Source organism: Tolumonas osonensis (assembly GCF_014202415.1).
GTDB classification, from domain to species: Bacteria; Pseudomonadota; Gammaproteobacteria; order Enterobacterales; family Aeromonadaceae; genus Tolumonas; species Tolumonas osonensis.
Genome location: NZ_JACHGR010000004.1, coordinates 174,431 through 194,041, shown reverse-complemented (window position 1 = coordinate 194,041; position 19,611 = coordinate 174,431). Strand labels below are relative to the sequence as shown.

15 protein-coding genes, 1 pseudogene and 1 riboswitch are annotated in these 19,611 nt (G+C 45.2%); of the genes and pseudogenes, 10 read left to right on the top strand and 6 right to left on the bottom strand.

The window, feature by feature from the left end; translation table 11 throughout:
- Positions 1–61 precede the first annotated feature (61 nt).
- From HNR75_RS07025 to HNR75_RS07015, 3 genes are all read right to left on the bottom strand, one after another.
- The gene (locus HNR75_RS07025) at positions 62–1,213 is read right to left on the bottom strand and encodes an iron-containing alcohol dehydrogenase (protein WP_188026292.1); all 1,152 of its coding nucleotides are present in this window, start codon (positions 1,211–1,213) and stop codon (positions 62–64) included.
- Between the two features lie 166 nt (positions 1,214–1,379).
- Positions 1,380–1,604, bottom strand: coding sequence for a hypothetical protein (locus HNR75_RS07020; protein ID WP_188026291.1), 225 nt, complete (start codon positions 1,602–1,604; stop codon positions 1,380–1,382).
- 308 nt (positions 1,605–1,912) lie between these two features.
- A complete protein-coding gene (locus tag HNR75_RS07015; RefSeq protein ID WP_188026290.1) occupies positions 1,913–2,881 on the bottom strand; it encodes a calcium/sodium antiporter in 969 nt (322 codons plus the stop codon).
- A 400-nt stretch (positions 2,882–3,281) separates the two neighbouring features.
- A riboswitch (cyclic di-GMP riboswitch) is annotated at positions 3,282–3,366 on the top strand.
- A 179-nt stretch (positions 3,367–3,545) separates the two neighbouring features.
- Here HNR75_RS07015 and HNR75_RS07010 point away from each other — a divergent pair.
- The 3 genes from HNR75_RS07010 to HNR75_RS07000 all read left to right on the top strand — a co-directional run bounded on the left by HNR75_RS07010 (position 3,546) and on the right by HNR75_RS07000 (position 9,053).
- Positions 3,546–5,168: a glycoside hydrolase family 68 protein gene (locus HNR75_RS07010; protein WP_246358790.1), complete on the top strand. Its 1,623-nt coding sequence runs from the start codon at positions 3,546–3,548 to the stop codon at positions 5,166–5,168.
- A gap of 92 nt (positions 5,169–5,260) precedes the next feature.
- Positions 5,261–6,871, top strand: a complete 1,611-nt coding sequence (locus tag HNR75_RS07005; protein WP_223157809.1) for a glycoside hydrolase family 32 protein — start codon at positions 5,261–5,263, stop codon at positions 6,869–6,871.
- A 523-nt stretch (positions 6,872–7,394) separates the two neighbouring features.
- Positions 7,395–9,053, top strand: coding sequence for a sulfatase-like hydrolase/transferase (locus HNR75_RS07000; protein ID WP_246358788.1), 1,659 nt, complete (start codon positions 7,395–7,397; stop codon positions 9,051–9,053).
- A gap of 673 nt (positions 9,054–9,726) precedes the next feature.
- On the opposite strand, the pseudogene HNR75_RS15520 reads toward HNR75_RS07000, so the two are convergent.
- Positions 9,727–10,001 (bottom strand): annotated as a pseudogene (locus tag HNR75_RS15520) (hypothetical protein); the annotation flags it as partial.
- Between the two features lie 152 nt (positions 10,002–10,153).
- Between HNR75_RS15520 and HNR75_RS06995 the strand changes: the two are divergent.
- The gene (locus HNR75_RS06995) at positions 10,154–10,888 is read left to right on the top strand and encodes a hypothetical protein (protein WP_188026289.1); all 735 of its coding nucleotides are present in this window, start codon (positions 10,154–10,156) and stop codon (positions 10,886–10,888) included.
- Positions 10,889–10,933: 45 nt separating this feature from the next.
- On the opposite strand, the gene HNR75_RS06990 is transcribed toward HNR75_RS06995, so the two are convergent.
- Both HNR75_RS06990 and HNR75_RS06985 read right to left on the bottom strand, forming a co-directional pair.
- Positions 10,934–12,004: a YagK/YfjJ domain-containing protein gene (locus HNR75_RS06990; RefSeq protein ID WP_188026288.1), complete on the bottom strand. Its 1,071-nt coding sequence runs from the start codon at positions 12,002–12,004 to the stop codon at positions 10,934–10,936.
- 255 nt (positions 12,005–12,259) lie between these two features.
- The gene (locus tag HNR75_RS06985) at positions 12,260–12,487 is read right to left on the bottom strand and encodes a helix-turn-helix transcriptional regulator (RefSeq protein WP_188026287.1); all 228 of its coding nucleotides are present in this window, start codon (positions 12,485–12,487) and stop codon (positions 12,260–12,262) included.
- Between the two features lie 424 nt (positions 12,488–12,911).
- Between HNR75_RS06985 and HNR75_RS06980 the strand changes: the two genes are divergently transcribed.
- The 6 genes from HNR75_RS06980 (at position 12,912) to HNR75_RS15635 (ending at position 19,520) form a co-directional block, all read left to right on the top strand.
- Positions 12,912–13,865, top strand: coding sequence for a DUF932 domain-containing protein (locus HNR75_RS06980; protein ID WP_188026286.1), 954 nt, complete (start codon positions 12,912–12,914; stop codon positions 13,863–13,865).
- Between the two features lie 78 nt (positions 13,866–13,943).
- A complete protein-coding gene (locus tag HNR75_RS06975; protein WP_188026285.1) occupies positions 13,944–14,924 on the top strand; it encodes a YqaJ viral recombinase family nuclease in 981 nt (326 codons plus the stop codon).
- The gene (locus tag HNR75_RS06970; protein ID WP_188026284.1) at positions 14,921–15,850 is read left to right on the top strand and encodes a recombination directionality factor; all 930 of its coding nucleotides are present in this window, start codon (positions 14,921–14,923) and stop codon (positions 15,848–15,850) included. Before HNR75_RS06975 ends, HNR75_RS06970 begins: the two co-directional genes overlap by 4 nt.
- A gap of 70 nt (positions 15,851–15,920) precedes the next feature.
- Positions 15,921–16,565: a lecithin retinol acyltransferase family protein gene (locus tag HNR75_RS06965; RefSeq protein WP_188026283.1), complete on the top strand. Its 645-nt coding sequence runs from the start codon at positions 15,921–15,923 to the stop codon at positions 16,563–16,565.
- Between the two features lie 2 nt (positions 16,566–16,567).
- Positions 16,568–17,065, top strand: coding sequence for a RadC family protein (gene radC / locus HNR75_RS06960; protein ID WP_188026282.1), 498 nt, complete (start codon positions 16,568–16,570; stop codon positions 17,063–17,065).
- A gap of 298 nt (positions 17,066–17,363) precedes the next feature.
- A complete protein-coding gene (locus tag HNR75_RS15635; protein WP_188026281.1) occupies positions 17,364–19,520 on the top strand; it encodes an NERD domain-containing protein in 2,157 nt (718 codons plus the stop codon).
- The last annotated feature ends 91 nt before the right edge of the window (positions 19,521–19,611 follow it).

The window sequence follows — 19,611 nt, the reverse complement described above, 5'->3', positions numbered from 1 at the left end:
TGTTGAAGTAATAAAAAAGCGGACAATGTTGCCATCATCCGCTTGCAGAAAGGCTCTAAAGTTAAACAGCAGAACCGTAATAAGCGGCGGTATAAAGTGCTTTAACGTCCGCAACGGTAGGCTTGCCCGGGTTGGTTAAAGTGCACGGATCTGCATGCGCATTGGCACTCATGCGGTCCAGTACATCACGGAATTTTGTCTCGTTAAAATCCACTTCGTCGCATTCTTTGAAACAGGTCGGAATATTCAGTTTTGCATTTAACTGCCGGACTGCTTCTGCCAGATCGGTCACTCCCAGCAATTTTTCCACCCGATCATATTTATCGGTGAACTGACGGTTAAAGTTAATGATGTAAGGCATCAGGATCGCGTTTGCCAGTCCATGTGTGACACCGAATTCACCACCAATCTTGTGTGCCAGGGAATGTACCAGGCCCAGTGATGCGTTGGTAAATGCCATACCCGCTAATGCGGATGCGTTGTGCATATTAAAACGGGCGTCTTTATTGCCGGGTTCTTTATAGGCATTTTCCAGATTTTCCAGCACCAGCTTGATGGCTTCAATGGCATAAGGATCGGTAAACGAGGTCGCTGCAATCGATGCGACTGCTTCGGTTGCATGCGCCAGCACATCCATACCGGTATTGGCAGTAATATGCGGTGGCATCAGTTCAGGCAGGGCAGGGTCAAGGATCGCCAGATCCGGTACCATATCAGCGGCAACAATCGGATATTTGATATGGTTTTCCGTATCGGTGATCACCGAAAACGCGGTGATTTCAGACGCTGTACCGCTGGTGGATGGAATGGCAACAAAACGGGCTTTGTTCCGCAGCGGAGGCATGGAGCCAACGGCGATAATGTCTTCAAATTTCAGCTGAGGATGTTCATAGAAGCACCACATTACTTTGGCCGCATCCAGCGCCGAACCACCGCCAATGGCGACAATCCAGTCCGGTTCAAACTCCAGCATTGCCTGTGCGCCGCGTTGAACGGTCGCGACTGATGGATTAGGTTCCACACCATCAATAACGATGCTGGTCATGCCGGCTTTTGCCAGCAAAGCTTGCGCCTGTTCCAGAAAACCAAAACGTTTCATTGAGCTGCCGCCGGTGACCAGTGCTGCCCGTTTGCCTTTTAAGGTACTGAGCGTCTGAAGCGCGTTTTCACCATAGACGATATCGCGGGGAACAGAAAAATGCATAACACTCATGAAGTGCTCCTGTTGTTAACTTTGAAGTGAAAGATATATATCAAATGAGATTTTATTGAGTCTCTATCTGGTACCATCTTCATTCAGAACAGGAGAAACGTCCTTGACTGACTTAACAGAATTTTTATTTTAATTACGGAAATTCAGTCAGATTATTCTTATCCACTCATATTCCGGCGATATTCTGGAAAGCTGCGGCAGCATTTTGATCCGCGTATTGATGCATCAACCAGCTATGCATCGCATTTGCTGACATGAGACCGGTCTGACGTTTCCACAGCGGTTTTTTGCGCTGTTCATTACCTTCCAGCGGTTCATAACAAATCCAGTTATTTTGTTGATGGCCAAGATGTTTTGAAACACTGATAGTATTTGAGATATTAATAAACATAAAAATCCTTTGATAAATATATGTGCCTGTATGCGGGCTTTTATATGGGTAAGTGCTGGTGCGGTCAGAGCTAATCAAAAAGGCAGAGACAGCATCCATAACAACGGGAAGCTGAACCGGAACAACGAGACTTTCTATGTGAGATTTAGAAGAGACGGTGTGGCGAAGAAAACTGCTATTACTTACACATTGAACAGAATTTATCCTATATGGATGCTGTTCATATAGCAAGCGGATATTATAAATAATCGAAAACAGGATAGAACGGCAAACTAAATGCTGGGGTATTGCCGTTCTGCCAGTTTGGGTTATGCAAAGGTCGTCACTAACAAATAAGATGTGTACCCAATGAAACTGCTCAGCAGCGCCAGACCTCCGGAGCGGGAAATTGTTCTTTTTCTTTTCATGCCAAAACCGAATATGAAAAGTGAAATCGTCAGTATGGTCATGACCAGCATATCCCGGGATAAAATATCTGGTGAGGTCTGCAGCGGTGAAATTGAACCCGCTATGCCTACGACTATGAGAGTATTAAACAGATTGGAGCCGACAATATTGCCGACGGCGATATCATCTTCGCCTTTACGGGCGGCAATCACAGACGAAGCAAGTTCTGGCAGTGATGTGCCAATTGCTACGATCGTCAAACCAATCACCAGGTCGCTGATCCCGAGTTGTTGGGCAATCGCTACAGCGCCCCATACCAGAAAACGGGAACTGATAATCAGAAGGACTAAGCCGGTGAGCATCCAGAACACAGCCTTACGGACAGGCATTGTATGCTGGATTAACTCGTTTTCCATTTCATTGGCAAACGCATCGCTGCGCTGTTTCAGACCTTGCCGGATAGTCCAGCCCATCAGCATACAAAAGATGGCAATCAGCATGGCCGCATCAATTCGGCTCAGTTCACCATCCCATAATTGGTAGACGGCAATCCCGGTGACGGCAGTCAGGACAGGCAGCTCTTTGCGCAAGACCTGTGAATGAATCGTGATCGGGCAAATTAACGCAGTAATACCAAGAATTAATGCAATATTGGTGATGTTTGAACCGTATGCGTTTCCTAAGGCAATGCCGGGATTCCCCTGCAGTGCAGCTAATGCAGAAACAACCATTTCCGGTGCGGAAGTGCCAAAACCGACCACAACCATGCCGATCAGAAGGGAAGGCATACCAAAATGACGAGCCGTCGACGCCGAGCCTTCAACAAAACGATCCGCGCTCCAGACCAAAACCGCTAAACCTAATATTACAGCTAACAACGGAATAGCCATTTTATACATCCTATCTATTAGGCTGACTTATTTTGTTAATGGTACCGGATGTGACTTATGGTTTCTTTTCGGAAAAATAAATAATTTCTGACGGAAATACGGTGGGTTGGCATAAGTGAAAAATAAAAAATCGTGCAAAATCATAGGTTTAATTTCTGTTTTGGCTTGAGAGGCCAGTTGCGTTCACTTTTTATCCAGAAGCGTCACGGTTGTAACTTGAATCACAATCATCAAATTATGTCAATTTAATTAAATCGAAAAAATTTAACTAAACCGATTTAGCTCACGTTTTTTATTTCCAATTAATTCCTATTGTGTTACTTTCCCAATAAGAGATGGCGATTTGACTGATTGTCATTCTCGTTTAGTTGGCTAACTCTCCGTCTGTGAGCGGTTGCTTAACTAAAAAAGGCAAACCCATCGAAAGGTGGCGACGCAAAGTCTCCGGTCTAACGGAATTTTCCTATGACAGCGGGACCGCTAGTTTTGTATGCCGGCACGTCTGTTTTCGTGTCCTCAATTTGACATTGCTTTCTCTCTCTGGCTCGTGATGCATCCAGAGATTGCGCTGCCTCGTCTTGCCTCGTGCAAGTGAACGGTGCTTTCTTGAGCGTATCTTATGCCGGGAGAAAGGTTTCTCCGGATTTGACCGGCAAAACTGCGGATGTCCATTGCTTCTGGAAAAAATGGATATTTACAAAAAAACAATGGAGATAAAACTGTGAAAAATCATCGATATTTGTCGGTAATCCCTATGTTGGGGATGGTCATGGGTACAGCTATGGCCGCACCTCTTCTGCAACCTGGTCCTGAACCGACTTATCACTCTCAGCAGGCATACGCACCGGAGGACAACTTCACTGCGAAGTGGACTCGTGCCGATGCACGTCAGATCAAACGAATGTCAGATCCGACGGCTGGCTCACGCCAGAACTCGATGCCTGCGGAATACACCATGCCTAGCGTCCCGCAGGATTTCCCTGACATGTCGAACGGACAAGTCTGGGTATGGGACTCCTGGCCTCTGACCGATGCCGATGGTAACCAATACAGTGTCAACGGGCAGGAAATTATCTTTTCTCTCGTTGCTGACCGGAGTCTTGGCTTCGATGACCGTCACGTGTTCGCAAAGATCGGCTACTTCTATCGTCCGGCGGGCATTCCTGCTGAACAGCGTCCGGAAAACGGTGGCTGGACCTATGGCGGTCTGGTTTTCGCCGAGGGTGTCACCGGCCAGATTTTCGAGGACCAGTCCTACAGTCACCAGACACAATGGTCGGGTTCGGCGCGCATCTTCCCGGGTGGCGAAGTCAAGCTGTTCTTCACGGATGTCGCTTTCTATCGTGACGCCAAAGGCAATGATATCAAGCCATACGACCCGCGGATCGCGCTCAGCGTGGGCCACGTGCATGCTAATAAGAACGGTGTGAAGTTCACCGGTTTCGACAAGGTTATTTCGCTTCTGGAAGCTGACGGCACCTATTACCAGACTGCTGAGCAGAACCCGTACTTCAACTTCCGCGATCCGTTCACCTTCAAGGATCCGGCTCACCCGGGCGAGACCTATATGGTTTTCGAGGGCAACTCGGCCATGCCGCGCGTGTCTGCCAAGTGCACCGCAGAGGATCTGGGCTATCAAGAGGGTGACCCTTACGCCGAGACCGTTCCTCAGGTTAACGCATCAGGTGCGACCTACCAGATCGGCAACATTGGTCTGGCGAAAGCAAAGAACGCCGATCTTACGGAGTGGGAGTTCCTGCCGCCGATTCTTTCGGCGAACTGCGTGACCGACCAGACCGAACGGCCGCAGATCTACATGAAAGACGGCAAGTACTATCTCTTTACCATCAGCCACAGCACTACCTATGCAGCAGGTATTACTGGTCCTGAGGGCGTGTATGGTTTCGTGGGCAACGGTATCCGCAGCGATTACCAGCCGATGAACCAGGGCTCCGGTCTGGTGCTGGGTAACCCGTCGAACCTCAACTACTGGCCAGGGACCCCGTACGATCCTGACTATAACCAGCCTGCTGGCCACTTCCAGTCGTACTCGCATTACGTTATGCCTGGCGGTTTGGTCCAATCGTTCATCGACACGGTTGGTGTCAAAGAAGACTTCCGACGCGGTGGTACCCTGGCGCCAACAGTGAAGATCAATATCCACGGAGATTCATCGGAAGTTGATCATTCCTACGGTTTCAATGGCAATGGACTGGGCGGTTGGGCTGATATATCCGCGAACCTTAATGTGAATCCGAGCGGTGTAATCACGAAGTCGCTGAAGTAACAGCTTTTCTGGTTATACATGCTCAAGCCTTGAGGGGGTGCGGTGTCTGCATGCCGGCACCCCCTTCTCCTCATATTTCGATTCGGAAGATTATGAGCCTTAATCTCATCCCAATGTCTGTAACTTATCGGCACCTAATCGTTTGCGCGCTTGCCGTGTTGTTCACGACCAGGATTGCGATAGCTGTCGTATCCGGCTCCGATTCGGAAACAGCATCCGACACTGCGTCTTATCGGCCCGCAATACACCTTACTTCCGCCAAACATTGGATGAATGACCCTCAGCGCCCGATTTTGATCAACGGCGTCTGGCACTACTACTACCTCTACAACGCTGATTATCCCAATGGGAATGGTACTGAATGGTACCACGTGACTTCGACGGATCTTGTGCATTGGCAGGATCACGGTATCGCAATCGACAAGTACAAGAATGGTCTTGGCGACATTGAAACTGGCAGCGCAGTGATTGACTCCAGGAATACTGCGGGCTTCGGTGCAGACGCGGTGATTGCCATCATGACCCAGCAGCATGAAGGCGTGCAGCGCCAGTCACTCTTCGTTTCGACCGATGGCGGCTATCGCTTTCAGGCGTACGACGGCAATCCTGTCATGGACAACCCGGGCGTCCGAGACTGGCGTGACCCGAAAATCGTCTGGGACGACGTGCGCAATGAATGGCTCATGGTTCTCGCGGAAGGTCACAAGATCGGTTTCTATACATCTCCGGATTTGAAGCACTGGAAGTACCAATCGGGCTTCGAGCGCAATGACCTCGGCCTCCTTGAATGTCCCGATCTGTTTCGCATGTCGGTTGATGGTGACCCAAAGCACACCCGCTGGGTGCTAGCGACAGGTGCAAACGGAGCTGGTTCGGGAATGACTACGGGAACCGTGTATTGGATTGGTGACTGGGATGGCAAGCACTTTACTGCAGATGACGACAAACCTGAATGGCTCGATTCGGGCGCTGATTTCTACGCGATGGTGACGTGGGATGACCCGCGACTGAGTGATACTCAGCGTCTGGCCTCGCGATATGCCATTGGCTGGCTCAATAACTGGGCCTATGCGACCAAACTGCCGACCAACGACTGGCATGGCGGTACTGATTCGATCGTACGGCGTATCGAGTTGCGCTCGATCAATGGCAAACCGGTGCTTGTCTCGCGCCCTATCGACATACTCGACAAGCTTGAAGACAACACCGAGGTACGTGACAAGGCACGGGTACCGGATGGCTCCAAGATGACGCTTCTCCAGCCAAAATCCGATGCCTATCGACTCCGGGTCCAGATCGATGCAGCTTCCGATGCCAATGAGGTCCGGTTCCATCTCAAGGAAGGGAAAGGGCATTTTGCAGTAGTCGGGTACAATTTCAAAAATGGCACTGTCTTTGTCTTGCGTGATACGGATGCCATCGCTGACTCAATGCCAGAAGTTTACCGCGAAGTCCGCAAGGCCCCGGCACCAGCGCATAATGGTATTGTCACACTGGACATCATTGTTGATACGATCTCGATCGAAGTCTTTGTGAATGACGGCGAAGCTGTTCTCTCGGATCTCGTATTCGGAGCTCCCGGTGCAAATGGCCTTTCAGTCGAATCATTTGGCGGGGACACGGAATTACGTTTCTTCGAGCTTTCGTCCATCAAGGCTGCGCCGATCAAGCGCAATTATAGTGATGCACGCAAGGTGAACTGATCGTATAACGCGTGCCAAACAGAGCAAGAGCCTTGGCAACCACAAGAAAACCCACCAAATTTATTGTCTGGAAAGGTTGAATCTGCGACTTACGTGGTCATATTGCCATGTCACAGCAGCGCATTGTCTTGAACGTCCCAATCTGACTCAAACCGATCAATGCCGGATTCACACTGAACGGGGGCGATGGATTTTTCATGTCCAGGAAAACCAACTGATAATCTCCATACCTAGAATCATTTAATTGCAGCCTGAGAGGCGACTGTCTGAATTTTGACTGGTTCTGAGTTTGGGAGGAGGTTACCGGGTAAAAGAGTCAATATGGACCGTCTTACCTTTATTTTTCTGTTAGGTTTGATTTTCTTGTCATTTTTTTGTCATAAAAACTTAATTTTGTATACTGCGTCACAGGAATAAAGGCTCCTATCAATGGCTTCTTAGCATAAGCTGAGCGTGTTTTTACAGCCTGCATAATTGGAGCTTCAATGTTGCGCTCCTCTAGGGGCGTGGCTGCGTAGCAGCTATGTATATCTTCACTCCTCATCCAGAAAACCAGATGAATTTTATAAACTTAACCATACGACAGGCTGTGACATATTCCCGTATACAGGAGTTTTTGAACTGGAACACAGGAATTTTGTTCCTGCTGGCCTTTCTGATTAATATTTCGCTTGGCTACGAATTGCGTGTGCTAGATGCGGTGGGCTTTTTTTGCTTCCTGTGTTTGCTGGAAAGGCTGTCCTGGCGAGCATTCAAGTGCATACTGATTACCAGTTCTCTGGTAGCTGCCTGCTATTTCCCGTTTGGCCGGACTTACGGAGCCCCGAACTTCAATAGCATTCTCTCACTTTACTCTTCCAATCCGGGAGAGGCTGGCGAGATACTGCGGGTTTTTCCTCTCTGGTACTATTTGATTTCCTTGGGAATTGTTGGATTTTCACTGCTAAAGGTGCTGAAGTGCCCGGGCCGGGTTTTCCCGCGTTGGTCGGGCCATCATTCTTCGTTACTAACGGTGTTTTTGGCTATCGCGTTGGTAGCGCCACTGAATGTTTTTTATACCGAAGGCTCGTTTTCTTTGCTTAATGCCAGCTATCCGGTGTTTCGTTTCGTAAAAGACATCACTTTGATTAATATGACCGTGAATAACGAACACCAGCGTATGCAGGATTTGGCTACCTTGCAGGATAACTGGCATATCGTTGCCGTAAAACCCGCGCATCAGGTGTATGTGGTGGTGATAGGCGAAAGTGCCCGGCGTGATGCTTTGGGCGCATTCGGCGGCCAGTGGGATAACACCCCATTCGTTAGCCATGCGAATGGCGTACTGTTCCAGAATTATTTGTCTGCGGCGTCATCAACCCAGCAATCTTTGGGGTTGTCGCTGACGCTGGTTGGAAAGGATGAGCAGCCTCAATACCAGAATAATATTGTGACGCTGGCAAAACGGGCCGGATTCCACACCTATTGGTTTTCTAACCAGGGACAGCTGGGTCATTACGATACCGCTATCGCCAGCATTGCCAAGCGGGCAGATAACGTCCATTTTCTGAAAAGCGGTAATTTCTTTTCGCAGAATACTCAGGACATGGATCTTTTGAAGTTTACCAATGATGCGCTGAACGAAAATTCTGATGCGCCAAAGTTGATTGTTTATCATCTGATAGGATCTCATCCGAAAGCCTGCGAACGAACCCATCACCAGTATTCGACGTTTGTAGATAATGAGGAAGTTTCATGCTACCTGTACAGCATCACACAGACTGACAATTTTCTGGCCTCGCTGCATCAGCAGTTGCAAAGTAGTGGCAAGAATTTTTCGATGATGTATTTTGCCGATCATGGCTTATCATTCAAAGAGCGAGGTTCTCAGTCTGAATACTTGTCTCATAACGACCAGTTCCAGCAAAACTATCAGGTACCGATGTTTATTACTTCCAGCGGAGACACTCGCCAGCGCGTGATCAAGGCGGTGCGCTCAGCTAACGATTTCATGTCATTTTTTGCTGAATGGAGTGGGATCCGCAGCCGGGAAGTTGTACCTAAATATCACTTCATATCGGAGCAACCGGCTCCATCTTCTTATGTTACCAATTTCACTCCGAAGCGGGTGGATCACGATAAACTACCGCAAGATCCTTTTGTCATTCGTTCTAATGCTCCGTCACGTACGGTATTGCGTTAAAGCTGTCTGGTTGGCGCCAAACTGGTGCCGACCTTTTTCTGACTTTCGGCCATCTGTATTTTCAGCGAATTGAGGTTTTTTCTAAGGGAATTAATAGCGGATAGTGTGACACATCAGGGGGATGCTTAGCTGCGCTAAAAAAGAAAAAGCCCTGAAAAATCAGGGCTTTAAGTGATTGGTGGGCTGGCGTCAGCTGAATTTGATTTGTATAGTGTTGATTTATAATGAAAATAATCCGATTCAGAGAATGATTGTAGGCCTAATCGTATGCCTAAAGTAAAATCTGTCATGAATTTTATGAACGTACTGGTATGGTTCGCTATGTGTGACTGATTGGCGTTTTATCACAAAATATTTTTTTTGGAAGTAAGTAAGAATGACTGTAGTACATCAAAAAGAATACATCATTTTTCATGTTTTTTTAAAATCGCGATTGTTCATGTTCCAACATCAAGGGTTAGGTGAACTGGGATCATGGCTCAATATTGATAGAACCCAATCAACTCCTTACAGTGTTCAGAATCTGCATTTTCGTAATGCGAAGGTCTGGGGTTCGACTCCCCACTTCGGCACCAATTAAATCAGTAAGTTACATTCAGTAAATTCTCTGGAAAATATGTAAAACTGAAAATTCGTACTTACTGGCGTACTTAAAAGTATCTCTCTTTAAGCTTCAGAATTTCAAATTTCTCCGTTGTTCCTGTTCATCGGCAAACAGTTGACACTCATAGTCTGGTAGCCCATAAGCGACAGTTTTCTTGTGAAACAAAGAAACCTTCGCAGTAGGCGCCTGCTTCTTGTACGTCATAGTATAAAATATTCATGTTCGCATCACCTTGAAAAAATGACCTCGGCCTTCAAGCTTAGATGATTGAAGGATTCCGTGTAAGCATTGGTGACTGATATGTGCGCATCAAAGTAGGCTATGATCTCCTTGCGCCTGTTGCCTCCTGATAGACAGCATTGTTCTTTCATTGGTGCCACCTTAGATATACCAAAGGTCTCGTTGTGGCTGCATTTTGGATTCTTAATTAGATTAATTAGAACCGTTAAGATATGCTAAATTTTGTTTTCTTAGCCATACCTTAAAAGGAACTTATATGCTGAACAATAAAGAAATAAGTAATGCTCTCAATCTGTCAATAAATGATTTAATTGAATGTTATTTGTGTGAGTTAAAGGCTTCATTAATGGACGAAAACTCTATTGATGAGTTTGACTCTTGCAGTGGTGTTGAATTTATAAATAAAAATGAAAAATTAAAAACTTATTTCTCCAAAATGCGAGAAAGGACGAATAATGGAGAGTCTGCTGAAAATCATATTCCAGATTTTTATATTGGAACTTTAGTTGAAGAAAGTTATTTGTCTTCATGTTTTGCATTATCAGTTATCTATTATATCCAGGTGGAATATTTAAAAAAACAGAGTGATGGTAAAAGTAAAGCATTGAAGGCTATTGCTTCGGCCCTAATCTATATAGGTAAATTCTCAGGTGCGAAAACATTTTCATTTTTTAATGAAAAACATAATCCATCCAAACTTAATTTAACAAAAAACGCAAAAAAAGGAGGGGATAAAAGGGATGAGCGCTATATGCCTACAAGGCAGAAAGTCATCGAATTAATAAAAAACGAAAAACCGAAAGGTGGCTGGAAAGATGATAAAGAATTCATTAAATGCATGGGGGATAAAATAATTCAATTCAATAGGGATAATGGAAATATTATGTCTGAAACCAGTATGCTTGATACCGTGAAAAAATGGTTAAATCATCATGAAATGGTGGCGCCAGTTTTTCTTGAGAATAGTGTTTCTGGATTGACGCCGGATTGACCTGAAATTAACAATATTGACATTGGGCGATCTGGTTTTATTCGCTTAAATCTTAACTCTGGGGCGCCCCTTTTTTATTAAACTCGAATGAGGTATTTCTCCTTTTCCAAAGACTCTAGCACCTGTTGGTAAAACTAACTTTATATAGCTGTCAGTCTTGGTTAAATATAAAGCCGCTTTTTTTAAATTCTCTCTTTTTGTATGTTCAAAATGATTGATCATTCCGATACCAAGACACTTATATGTATTTTTTATGTGGTTGCAATTAAAGTAAATCCCATTACCATTCGTGATTGATGAGCTCCAGTACTCTCCAATCCGTCTAGCTATGTTAATATCCTCTCTCACCTTTGAACCATCAAATAAAAATAGCATATGGTAGTGATACCCTTTGCTCACGCCAAATTCTAACTTCCATACATATCCTCGCATATACTGAAATATTTCATTATTTCTTGTGTTTTTTAATAGTTTATTTCTGTGGTTTATCGCCATTTCACTTGTTATTTCCTTTGAATGTTTTTCAGTGTATCCAAGATCAATCCTAATAACTAATAAACGAGATTGTTTGTCAAATAACTTGTTTATGTAGTTAACTAAGCTAGCGTAGTTCTTTCTTGATGTCCGTGAAAATAGATTTATTTCTTTTTGCAAAGTGCCATCTGTGGCAGAGGATTTTATATGGGCAATGAAATTACACAATGCCTCGTAGACTCTTTTAGTTGTATCTTGGTTCATATTAGGGTTGATGTATTTAACCAATCCGGTTAATTCGTACTTATTCATTGCCTTGATGAATAAGTCCACCTTGGGGTGTAATTTGTGGCTATTGAAATGACGAGTTACTATAATCGTGCTGTAGTTTATTGTGTTGATAATATCACGACCTAGATTGCTCATTTCTATTGTTTTATGATTAGACCGTTTGCTTTTAACTAGAACAAACGATGGTTTCTTTGATTCAGTTATATCGTCAAAGGTATTCCATATATTTAGATATTCTTCCGCAGTGTTATAGTTATCAGATTTCCAATAATGCGCAACACCGTTAACATCAGTTAAATCTAACGATGCATCCATTAATACTTGTTGGTGCCTATCTTCTTTACGCTTCATTTAAACTCACCAAATAACATGTTAATAGCATTTCAATTCCTTGGTAAACAATTAATTCTAGATGTTATAAGTTATATGTGCTGAATTAATAATTCAGTATTGTGTATTACACCGTGTTATATGTGTTTAATGAGTTAATTAACATTAATAACATATAAACCATAAATACATTTAATGAATATATGGCTGTATAGACACGCAATGTTAATGAAAATGGGTTATTGGCTGCATAATTAATACTCGTAACAGACGAAGTTAGTGTTTTGAACTGTCGGTTATGCGTTGTTCAATCCATGCATTAATTGCTGACTCAACCCACCCAACAGATGCTTTACCAAGCTGGATTGGTCTAGGGAATGAGCGATCAAACCGAGGCGAACGCGGATTAAGCCAATCATAGATCGTTGATCTACTGATGCCGATTCGGCTCATGACTTCACTGAGTCGTAAGATTTTAGGGCTGGAATCGTTGGGTTTGGTCATGTGATTTTCTCTCTTGGATACGATGTTTAGACTTTAATTCTCGTTTCCAACAAAAGGTAGTTCGTCAACTAGGCATAAAATTTTTTGCCTAGCAAAAACGCATTTATGAATGAGATTGGTCACTTCTGAGATGAATTTTTTGTTAGTTTGACATTGATCGATATTCGTCATGAAATGCGCAATAAAACCGGTCACTTTTCTCCATTAATCTATTCAGTTAGCTTTAGAATCCTCTATGCAAGTTGGTTCTTTTTTCTATGCCAACTTAGTTCTTTATCATTGCTTTACAATAAGTTATTGAGCTATAGGTATCTTAATTACTCCAACGGATTTCAGCCCTATATTACCTATTTGATATAGCGTGTGATGGGCATGTCTTGTCGCTTATCACCCCGTTTATTCCCTTTCCGTTGGAGTATTTACTATGTCTCACCTAATTGAATCGATGGCCTACGTTGGTGATGTGCCTTGGCATGGTCTGGGTAATCAACTAACAGCTCATCAACCAATCGAAACGTGGTTGACTGAAGCAGGAATGGACTGGCGTATCGCTCACAGTGATGTCTTGTTTAATGCGGCCACTGATGGCTTGTATCTTCGCTCTCATGCTGATGCAAAGGTGCTTTATCGTTCTGACACTTTGGCGCCACTCTCAGTGGTCTCTAACCGTTATAAAATAGTACAGCCATGTGAAGTTTTACATTTCTATAAAGACTTGGTTTCAGCCGGCGGTTTTGAGTTGGAAACTGCCGGGGTATTAAAGGGTGGACGTAAACTCTGGGCATTAGCAAAAACCGGTCAGGAAGCAAAGATAAAAGGGAATGATCGCATCAAGGCTTATTTGTTATTAGCGACCAGTTGTGACGGTACACTCTGTACTACGGCACAATTCACCTCAATACGGGTGGTGTGTAATAACACCTTACAGATGGCAACGCGTGATAGTACCGGTGCAGTGAAAGTACCCCATTCCACTAAATTCGATCCGGTGCAGGTGAAAGAGGCATTAGGGATTGGCTTTGCCAACTGGGATGCGTTTATGACAAATCTGAAGCAGTTAAGTCAGCGTACCGTCTCACCGGAAGAGGCCGATGGGTTTATCCGAACCGTGCTCAATGAAGCGGAATTGACGGAGGATAATTCGTTGGGTTCTAAAGCGTACCAGAAAGTGAGCAATCTCTATCTGAGCGAAGGCATGGGTTCGGAGTTGTCATCCTCCTCGGGTACGGCATGGGGATTGGTCAATGCCATGACGGAATACGTCGATCACCACCGCCGAGCACGTAATCAGGATAACCGACTGGATTCAGCCTGGTTTGGTCAGGGCGCGTTACTAAAGCAAAAAGCCTTCCATCAGGCATTAACACTGCTCCACTGATACCCCATCAATTTGTTACTCAAAGAACCCCGGATAGGTTTTCCTGTCCGGGGTTTTCTTTTATGTCCGGAGGATAAAATGAAAACACGTTATCACCACGCAATTCGTCTGGCTTCTACCTCGAATCTTACTCGTGACGCCTGGCTGCAGATCCGACAACAAGGCATTGGCTCATCCGATGCGGCAGTGGCTATTGGCCTTTCCCCGTATAAAAGTCCGTTATCGCTGTGGCTTGAGAAAACACAACGCAAAGTACCGGATGATTTATCGGAGAAGGATGCCGTCATTTGGGGAACGGTGTTAGAACCGGTATTGGCATCGGTCTATGCCGAACGAACCGGCAAAAAGGTACGCCGTGTGAATTCGGTGCTACAGAATACGGACTATCCCTTCATGCTGGCGAACCTCGATCGGGAAGTGTTAGACCCGGCAGGGGATGGCGTGCTGGAAATCAAAACGGCGGGATATCACTCTGCACCGCAGTGGGAGGAGGGCGTACCGGTCGCTTATCAATGTCAGGTGTTGCATCAGTTGGCTGTTACCGGTCATGCCTGGGCGGATGTCGCGGTATTGATCGGTGGGCAAGATTTCCGGATTTATCGCATCCATCGCGACGATGACAAGATCGCGGATCTGATCCAGCGTGAAGCGCAATTCTGGCGATGTGTTACCGATGACCTACAACCGGAACCGGATGGTTCGGATGATGCAGGGCAAGCTTTACAGTGGCTGTTCCCTCGTGATGACGGGCAAACTGTTGATCTGTCTGAGTCAGTCGAATACAACGCTCTTTTTTCTGAACTACTGCAATTACGTCAGAACAAAGAAGAAACCGAACGACAGGAATCACAGGTCAAACAACGGTTACAGGTTGCACTGGGTTCAGCTACGGCGGCTGTTTTTCAGCAGGGCCGTATCACATGGCGTAAAGCCAAAGATCGGCTGGTCCCGGATCTGGACAAACTCACCTTAGAACATCCGGAAATACTTCAACAATACGGCAAACCAGTCTTGGGGAGTCGTCGTTTCTTAGTTCAACCTGAAAGGAGCGAATCATGATCAAAGGGCTAGCAATTACACCGCCGGTCATAGGGCGGATCTCGATTGGCCGTTTGGTCTGTAAAAATGACAAATGGTTACCAGAAAAAGACGATAGTTTCACGCTCACCACCCAGGTGAAAAACAAAGGGGAGTGGTTACTGCATCCGCTACATCAGAAGTTGGCTGAGTCAGCAACGAATAACAAGATCCGCGCCATTCCGGTAAGGATGTTATTCAACGACACCGACCTGAATCTGCGAGCGGAATACAGTGCATTTGACCGCAACACAGGGCGGCCACTTTGTGTTGGGAATGGGGAGAGTGCAAAGCGGGTTAATGAACAGGGTGGCACGGATGAACAAGCTTGTGCTGGTCCGCAGTTTTGTCCATTCGCCCGACAACATGGCTGCAAACTGTATGGCCGATTAAATGTGCAAGTGGACGGGCAAAACGATGAACTGGGTAGCTTTATCTTCCGTACCACCGGCTATAACTCGGTGCGTACTTTGGCCGCCCGGTTGCAATACTTTCATGCCATCAGTGGTGGGCTAACCCGCTATCTGCCGCTGTTACTGAGACTGCGTGCCAAAAGTACCACACTCTCATATCAGACCCCGGTCTACTACGTTGACCTGACATTAAGAGAAGGGGCAGAACTTGCTTCAGTCATTGCACAGGCGAAAGAGGCTGCTGGAGCAGATATTGAGGCGGGCTTAGTTCTGGAAGGACTAGAACAAACAGCTCGTCAGTTACTGCAGAACGGTCAGTTTGAAGATTCAGAGGAAGAAATACCACTGATGATGGAAGAGTTCTATCCGGAAGAAAACCCGTCCGACCCATTAGCTGACCAGTCGGAACCGTCTATTACGACGCAACCGTCAACCCGTCGTACCGCAACCAGACCATCCAGACTCACGGACAAGCTGGGTTCGGGAACACCGTAACCCCTCATTGCTTATTCACGCTGCGCCCCGTCATTGGGGCGTTTTTATTTCCGGAAACAGGAGAATGTATATGCAAATCGGCGACCATTTAGTCACGCCAAGAATAGGCTATACCCATCACGGGCTCTATCTTGGGAACAAAGAAGTTATTCATTATGCAGGCAGTTCTTTGGGTGGCCCGGCAGGTCGGATAACTCTGGTTAGTCTTGACGAGTTTTGTCAGGGAAATGGCTGTACGGTCAGGGAATATCCCATCCGGATTTATGGCCGCAAGGAAAGTGTACAGCGGGCTTATAAGCGGTTAGGGGAGGCACAGTATGACGTGCTGTTGAACAACTGCGAGCAGTTCGTGACCTGGAGCATTATGGGTTTTGCTTACAGTGAACAAATCAATGAACTGGTTGCGCTGGGCATAGTGGGGAAATCGGTAATGAAGTCACTTAGCCACCACGCAGAGCCGGTAGCCATGGCGGGTTATCTGGCTACGCAATCAGTCAGAGATGAGGCTGTGCGTCATGTTATGCAAGCGGTATTACCTGCGGGCTCGTCGCTGGTTGCTAATACCACCGGTGCGGGTGTGGCTCTTTCATCAGGCACCGCCTTGGTGAGCTGTGGCCTCACTATCACCTCCATGACGCCATTGGTCATGCCGATTGCTGCAGGTGTGGTTGTTGGTTACGGCATCAAAAAAGTCATTGATTGGGTGTGGGATTAGTTATGAGAAATACAAAATTTAAAATTGATGAGACAAACGGAACCTATACGGTGGCCTCACCAGTGACAGAAAAAGACATATTAATCATGGCCCGGTGGTTGGCTAAAAATCGATTGGCGAAAGGCCGTTGCATCGAACGCCCGTCATCGGCATTTATCTATTTGCAAGCGCTCATGGGGAGTTACGAAAACGAAGTATTCGGCTCGTTGTTTCTGGATAATCAACATCGGATCATTTGTTTTGAAGAAATATTTCGCGGCACACTCAATGTCACAAACATTCATCCAAGGGAGGTGGTAAAGAGGGCGTTGGCTGTTAACGCAGCCGCGGTAATTTTCGTACACAATCACCCATCCGGAGAACCCAAGCCCAGCGAAGCAGACAAAAAAATCACTATTTTGTTACGCGATACTCTTGGTCTGATTGATGTCAGGGTTTTGGATCATATTGTTGTCGGGGCTAAGGCATGTATCTCTATGGCTGAAAGGGGATTGGTATGAACTGACTACTGGTGAGTGATTGAGACAGGAGAGGGCGAGATTTCAACGAGGCTGGATGTGATGGCCTCTTTTTTTTTTAGTAAATAGAAAGACAAATGCATCAGCGTGGTGTGACTTATTCCCCATTTGCAACCTAGTGGGAAGAATTACCAACGGTAAAGTAGAAAAATGACTGATCAATTTATCTGGTTATTCTGATGAAAAGCAATTCACATTCGACCAGATCAGTAATGGGATTGATAGGTCGATTATGCGATAGTGTATCTACGGGGTTCATCCAGATAATGGAATATCTAACGTGTCAGACGTCACCGCAGTTCAGCGCTGTAAGGAATATTACGAGAACGTTTATCAAACCGAACTGAAGCGGTTACAAATGTCACATCTGGCATTAGATGAATGTATCCAGCATTTTCTGGACCAACGCCCTGCCAATGGAAAGAAATATAGCAACAAAGATCGTGCGGTTGCATTTGCGTCATCAAGTTTTCTACGTGATATCGAAGCGATTTCCTCCGCTAAACGAGCATCCTTAGCTCTGGCCAAAGTGTTGCAGTATGACGACGCAATTAGTCATGATCAGCTTGATTTTTTAGCTTCCAATACGCCTGATGTATTGAGATGGGCTATCCGTTTTTCAAAACTGTTTACCCGTGAAAACTCTGCTTTATGGTTATATCTCAAAGTGGATCGGCGCGAACGTGAATGGGATAAGTTCTTTTATGTCTGTAATGAGCTAAATGCAGTTTTAAAACCATTTCAAAACCGGATTGATGAGCTCGAGGCGAAGTTATCATCGTTGAATATCATCTCTTTTTTTTCATATCTGAGTGTATTGGCTTATGACGCGTTAACAAAAAATGAGCAGTTAGAGCGGCATCAGAAGATATATCAACGAATTGTTCTGAACAGACTTCAGAAAAGCACACCACAAGATTTTGCAATCACCGAAATGAGTATTGCAATAAGCCTGAAGACAGATTTATCACCGATCATCTTTCCATCATCCGATATTTCGTTACATTGCAAAGAGAACTTAGCGCTCTTTTCTGAGTTGATATATGCGACGGGAGAGTTGTTAGATTATGAGAATAGCGCCAACTGGTTCTCATTCGATGAGGAATGTGGCTACACCGATCAATCGTTTCGACCCGTTATTTTTAATACATCAAATCAGAGAGCAATTGAGTGGGAGCAAACCAATAAGAAATTGAGATTGTTATGGAATTATTGGATGAAGCGGGCGATTGATGAACTCATCATTCGAGGATTGCATGATCATCAATTTGGCTTAGCAGAAAATCAAGAACTGAACCAACTGGCTTACATTAAAGCAATTCGAAGCGAGTTGATGCTGAAAGAGGTGTATGGATTTGCAGATAAGTTGGAGACGGATTCGGGTATTCATATTGATCTTTTCAAGTTCATGCTGTTTGCAGAACTGAATTCTGTTTTCTTCCAGAAAGACTACATTGATGAATTTAAATCAATTTACGAAGCGAACGGTTCTCTTTTCCAGTCGTTAAGTATGTTGGCCTTCAACGGGTTAGTAAATGGCATGCAAAATCGGTTTCCGATGACATGGTCAACAGTAGAAAACAAAGTAAACGGCTTAGTTGGTTGGTCTGTTAGTCCGGAGTTTCCAAGCGGTAACAAAAACATCACCAAAGCGATAATTGATTCTTGGACGGTTGATTTAAAAGAACTGGCCAGCCATAACTCAACTATTATTCCTCGATTAAATGAACGTCCGTATTACAAAATCGGTTCTTATTTGTTCCAGTTCCCTTGGGTTGTTGGTCACCAGAATAATGCAAATTCCGCAGTGAATAATCTGCGTCGCGTTGGTGCCAGAAGGAAAGGGGTCAAGAAAGAAACGAACCGCATTGAACAGAACATCAGTGAGTTGTTGCGCCAGAAGGGAATGAACGTTGTTTGTGGGTATAACCCCAAATTTGCAGTAGGACAGGAAAACCCAGGCGAGATAGATGTCATTGCATACGCTGACGGTGTGTTATTACTCATTGAAGTAAAGTCGGGGTATATCCGTTCGTCTCGACAAGAAGCATGGTTGCATAAAACAAGCACGCTCAGAAAAGCTGCATGGCAATTGTGCAGAAAAGAAAACGCGCTGAAAGAAGCAGTATTGGTAGATACAGCACTCCGTGAACAATTGAATTTTCAGCAAGATGAATTGCCGCAGATGCTTAAATCCTGGATCGTCGATACATCATTGGAGTTTGATGGCAAGGAAATTGACGGTTATCTCGTTACGTCATTAGAAACAATGATTATTGCCTTGCGGGATGAGAAGTCGTTCCTGAACGATTTTGAAGAAATAGCTGAGGATGATACTCCAAGTGAGTCTTATGCATCTCTTTATCAACAATCGTTCTCAATAACGGAATTTATTCGAATTATTGAATCTGGTCGGGTGTGGCAGGGGCTGATTTGATGCGATATCAACATCCTGTATTACTCAGTTTGAGCTTTTGAGTTAATGGAGACTGATTATTTTCCCTGGAACTGATTTTGGGAAGAGATCA

Coding starts and splice junctions, on each gene's coding strand:
- HNR75_RS07025 (WP_188026292.1), bottom strand. CDS start 1,213: ATGAGTGTTATGCATTTTTCTGTTCCCCGCGATATCGTCTATGGTGAA.
- HNR75_RS07020 (WP_188026291.1), bottom strand. CDS start 1,604: ATGTTTATTAATATCTCAAATACTATCAGTGTTTCAAAACATCTTGGC.
- HNR75_RS07015 (WP_188026290.1), bottom strand. CDS start 2,881: ATGGCTATTCCGTTGTTAGCTGTAATATTAGGTTTAGCGGTTTTGGTC.
- HNR75_RS07010 (WP_246358790.1), top strand. CDS start 3,546: ATGTCCATTGCTTCTGGAAAAAATGGATATTTACAAAAAAACAATGGA.
- HNR75_RS07005 (WP_223157809.1), top strand. CDS start 5,261: ATGAGCCTTAATCTCATCCCAATGTCTGTAACTTATCGGCACCTAATC.
- HNR75_RS07000 (WP_246358788.1), top strand. CDS start 7,395: ATGTATATCTTCACTCCTCATCCAGAAAACCAGATGAATTTTATAAAC.
- HNR75_RS06995 (WP_188026289.1), top strand. CDS start 10,154: ATGCTGAACAATAAAGAAATAAGTAATGCTCTCAATCTGTCAATAAAT.
- HNR75_RS06990 (WP_188026288.1), bottom strand. CDS start 12,004: ATGAAGCGTAAAGAAGATAGGCACCAACAAGTATTAATGGATGCATCG.
- HNR75_RS06985 (WP_188026287.1), bottom strand. CDS start 12,487: ATGACCAAACCCAACGATTCCAGCCCTAAAATCTTACGACTCAGTGAA.
- HNR75_RS06980 (WP_188026286.1), top strand. CDS start 12,912: ATGTCTCACCTAATTGAATCGATGGCCTACGTTGGTGATGTGCCTTGG.
- HNR75_RS06975 (WP_188026285.1), top strand. CDS start 13,944: ATGAAAACACGTTATCACCACGCAATTCGTCTGGCTTCTACCTCGAAT.
- HNR75_RS06970 (WP_188026284.1), top strand. CDS start 14,921: ATGATCAAAGGGCTAGCAATTACACCGCCGGTCATAGGGCGGATCTCG.
- HNR75_RS06965 (WP_188026283.1), top strand. CDS start 15,921: ATGCAAATCGGCGACCATTTAGTCACGCCAAGAATAGGCTATACCCAT.
- radC (WP_188026282.1), top strand. CDS start 16,568: ATGAGAAATACAAAATTTAAAATTGATGAGACAAACGGAACCTATACG.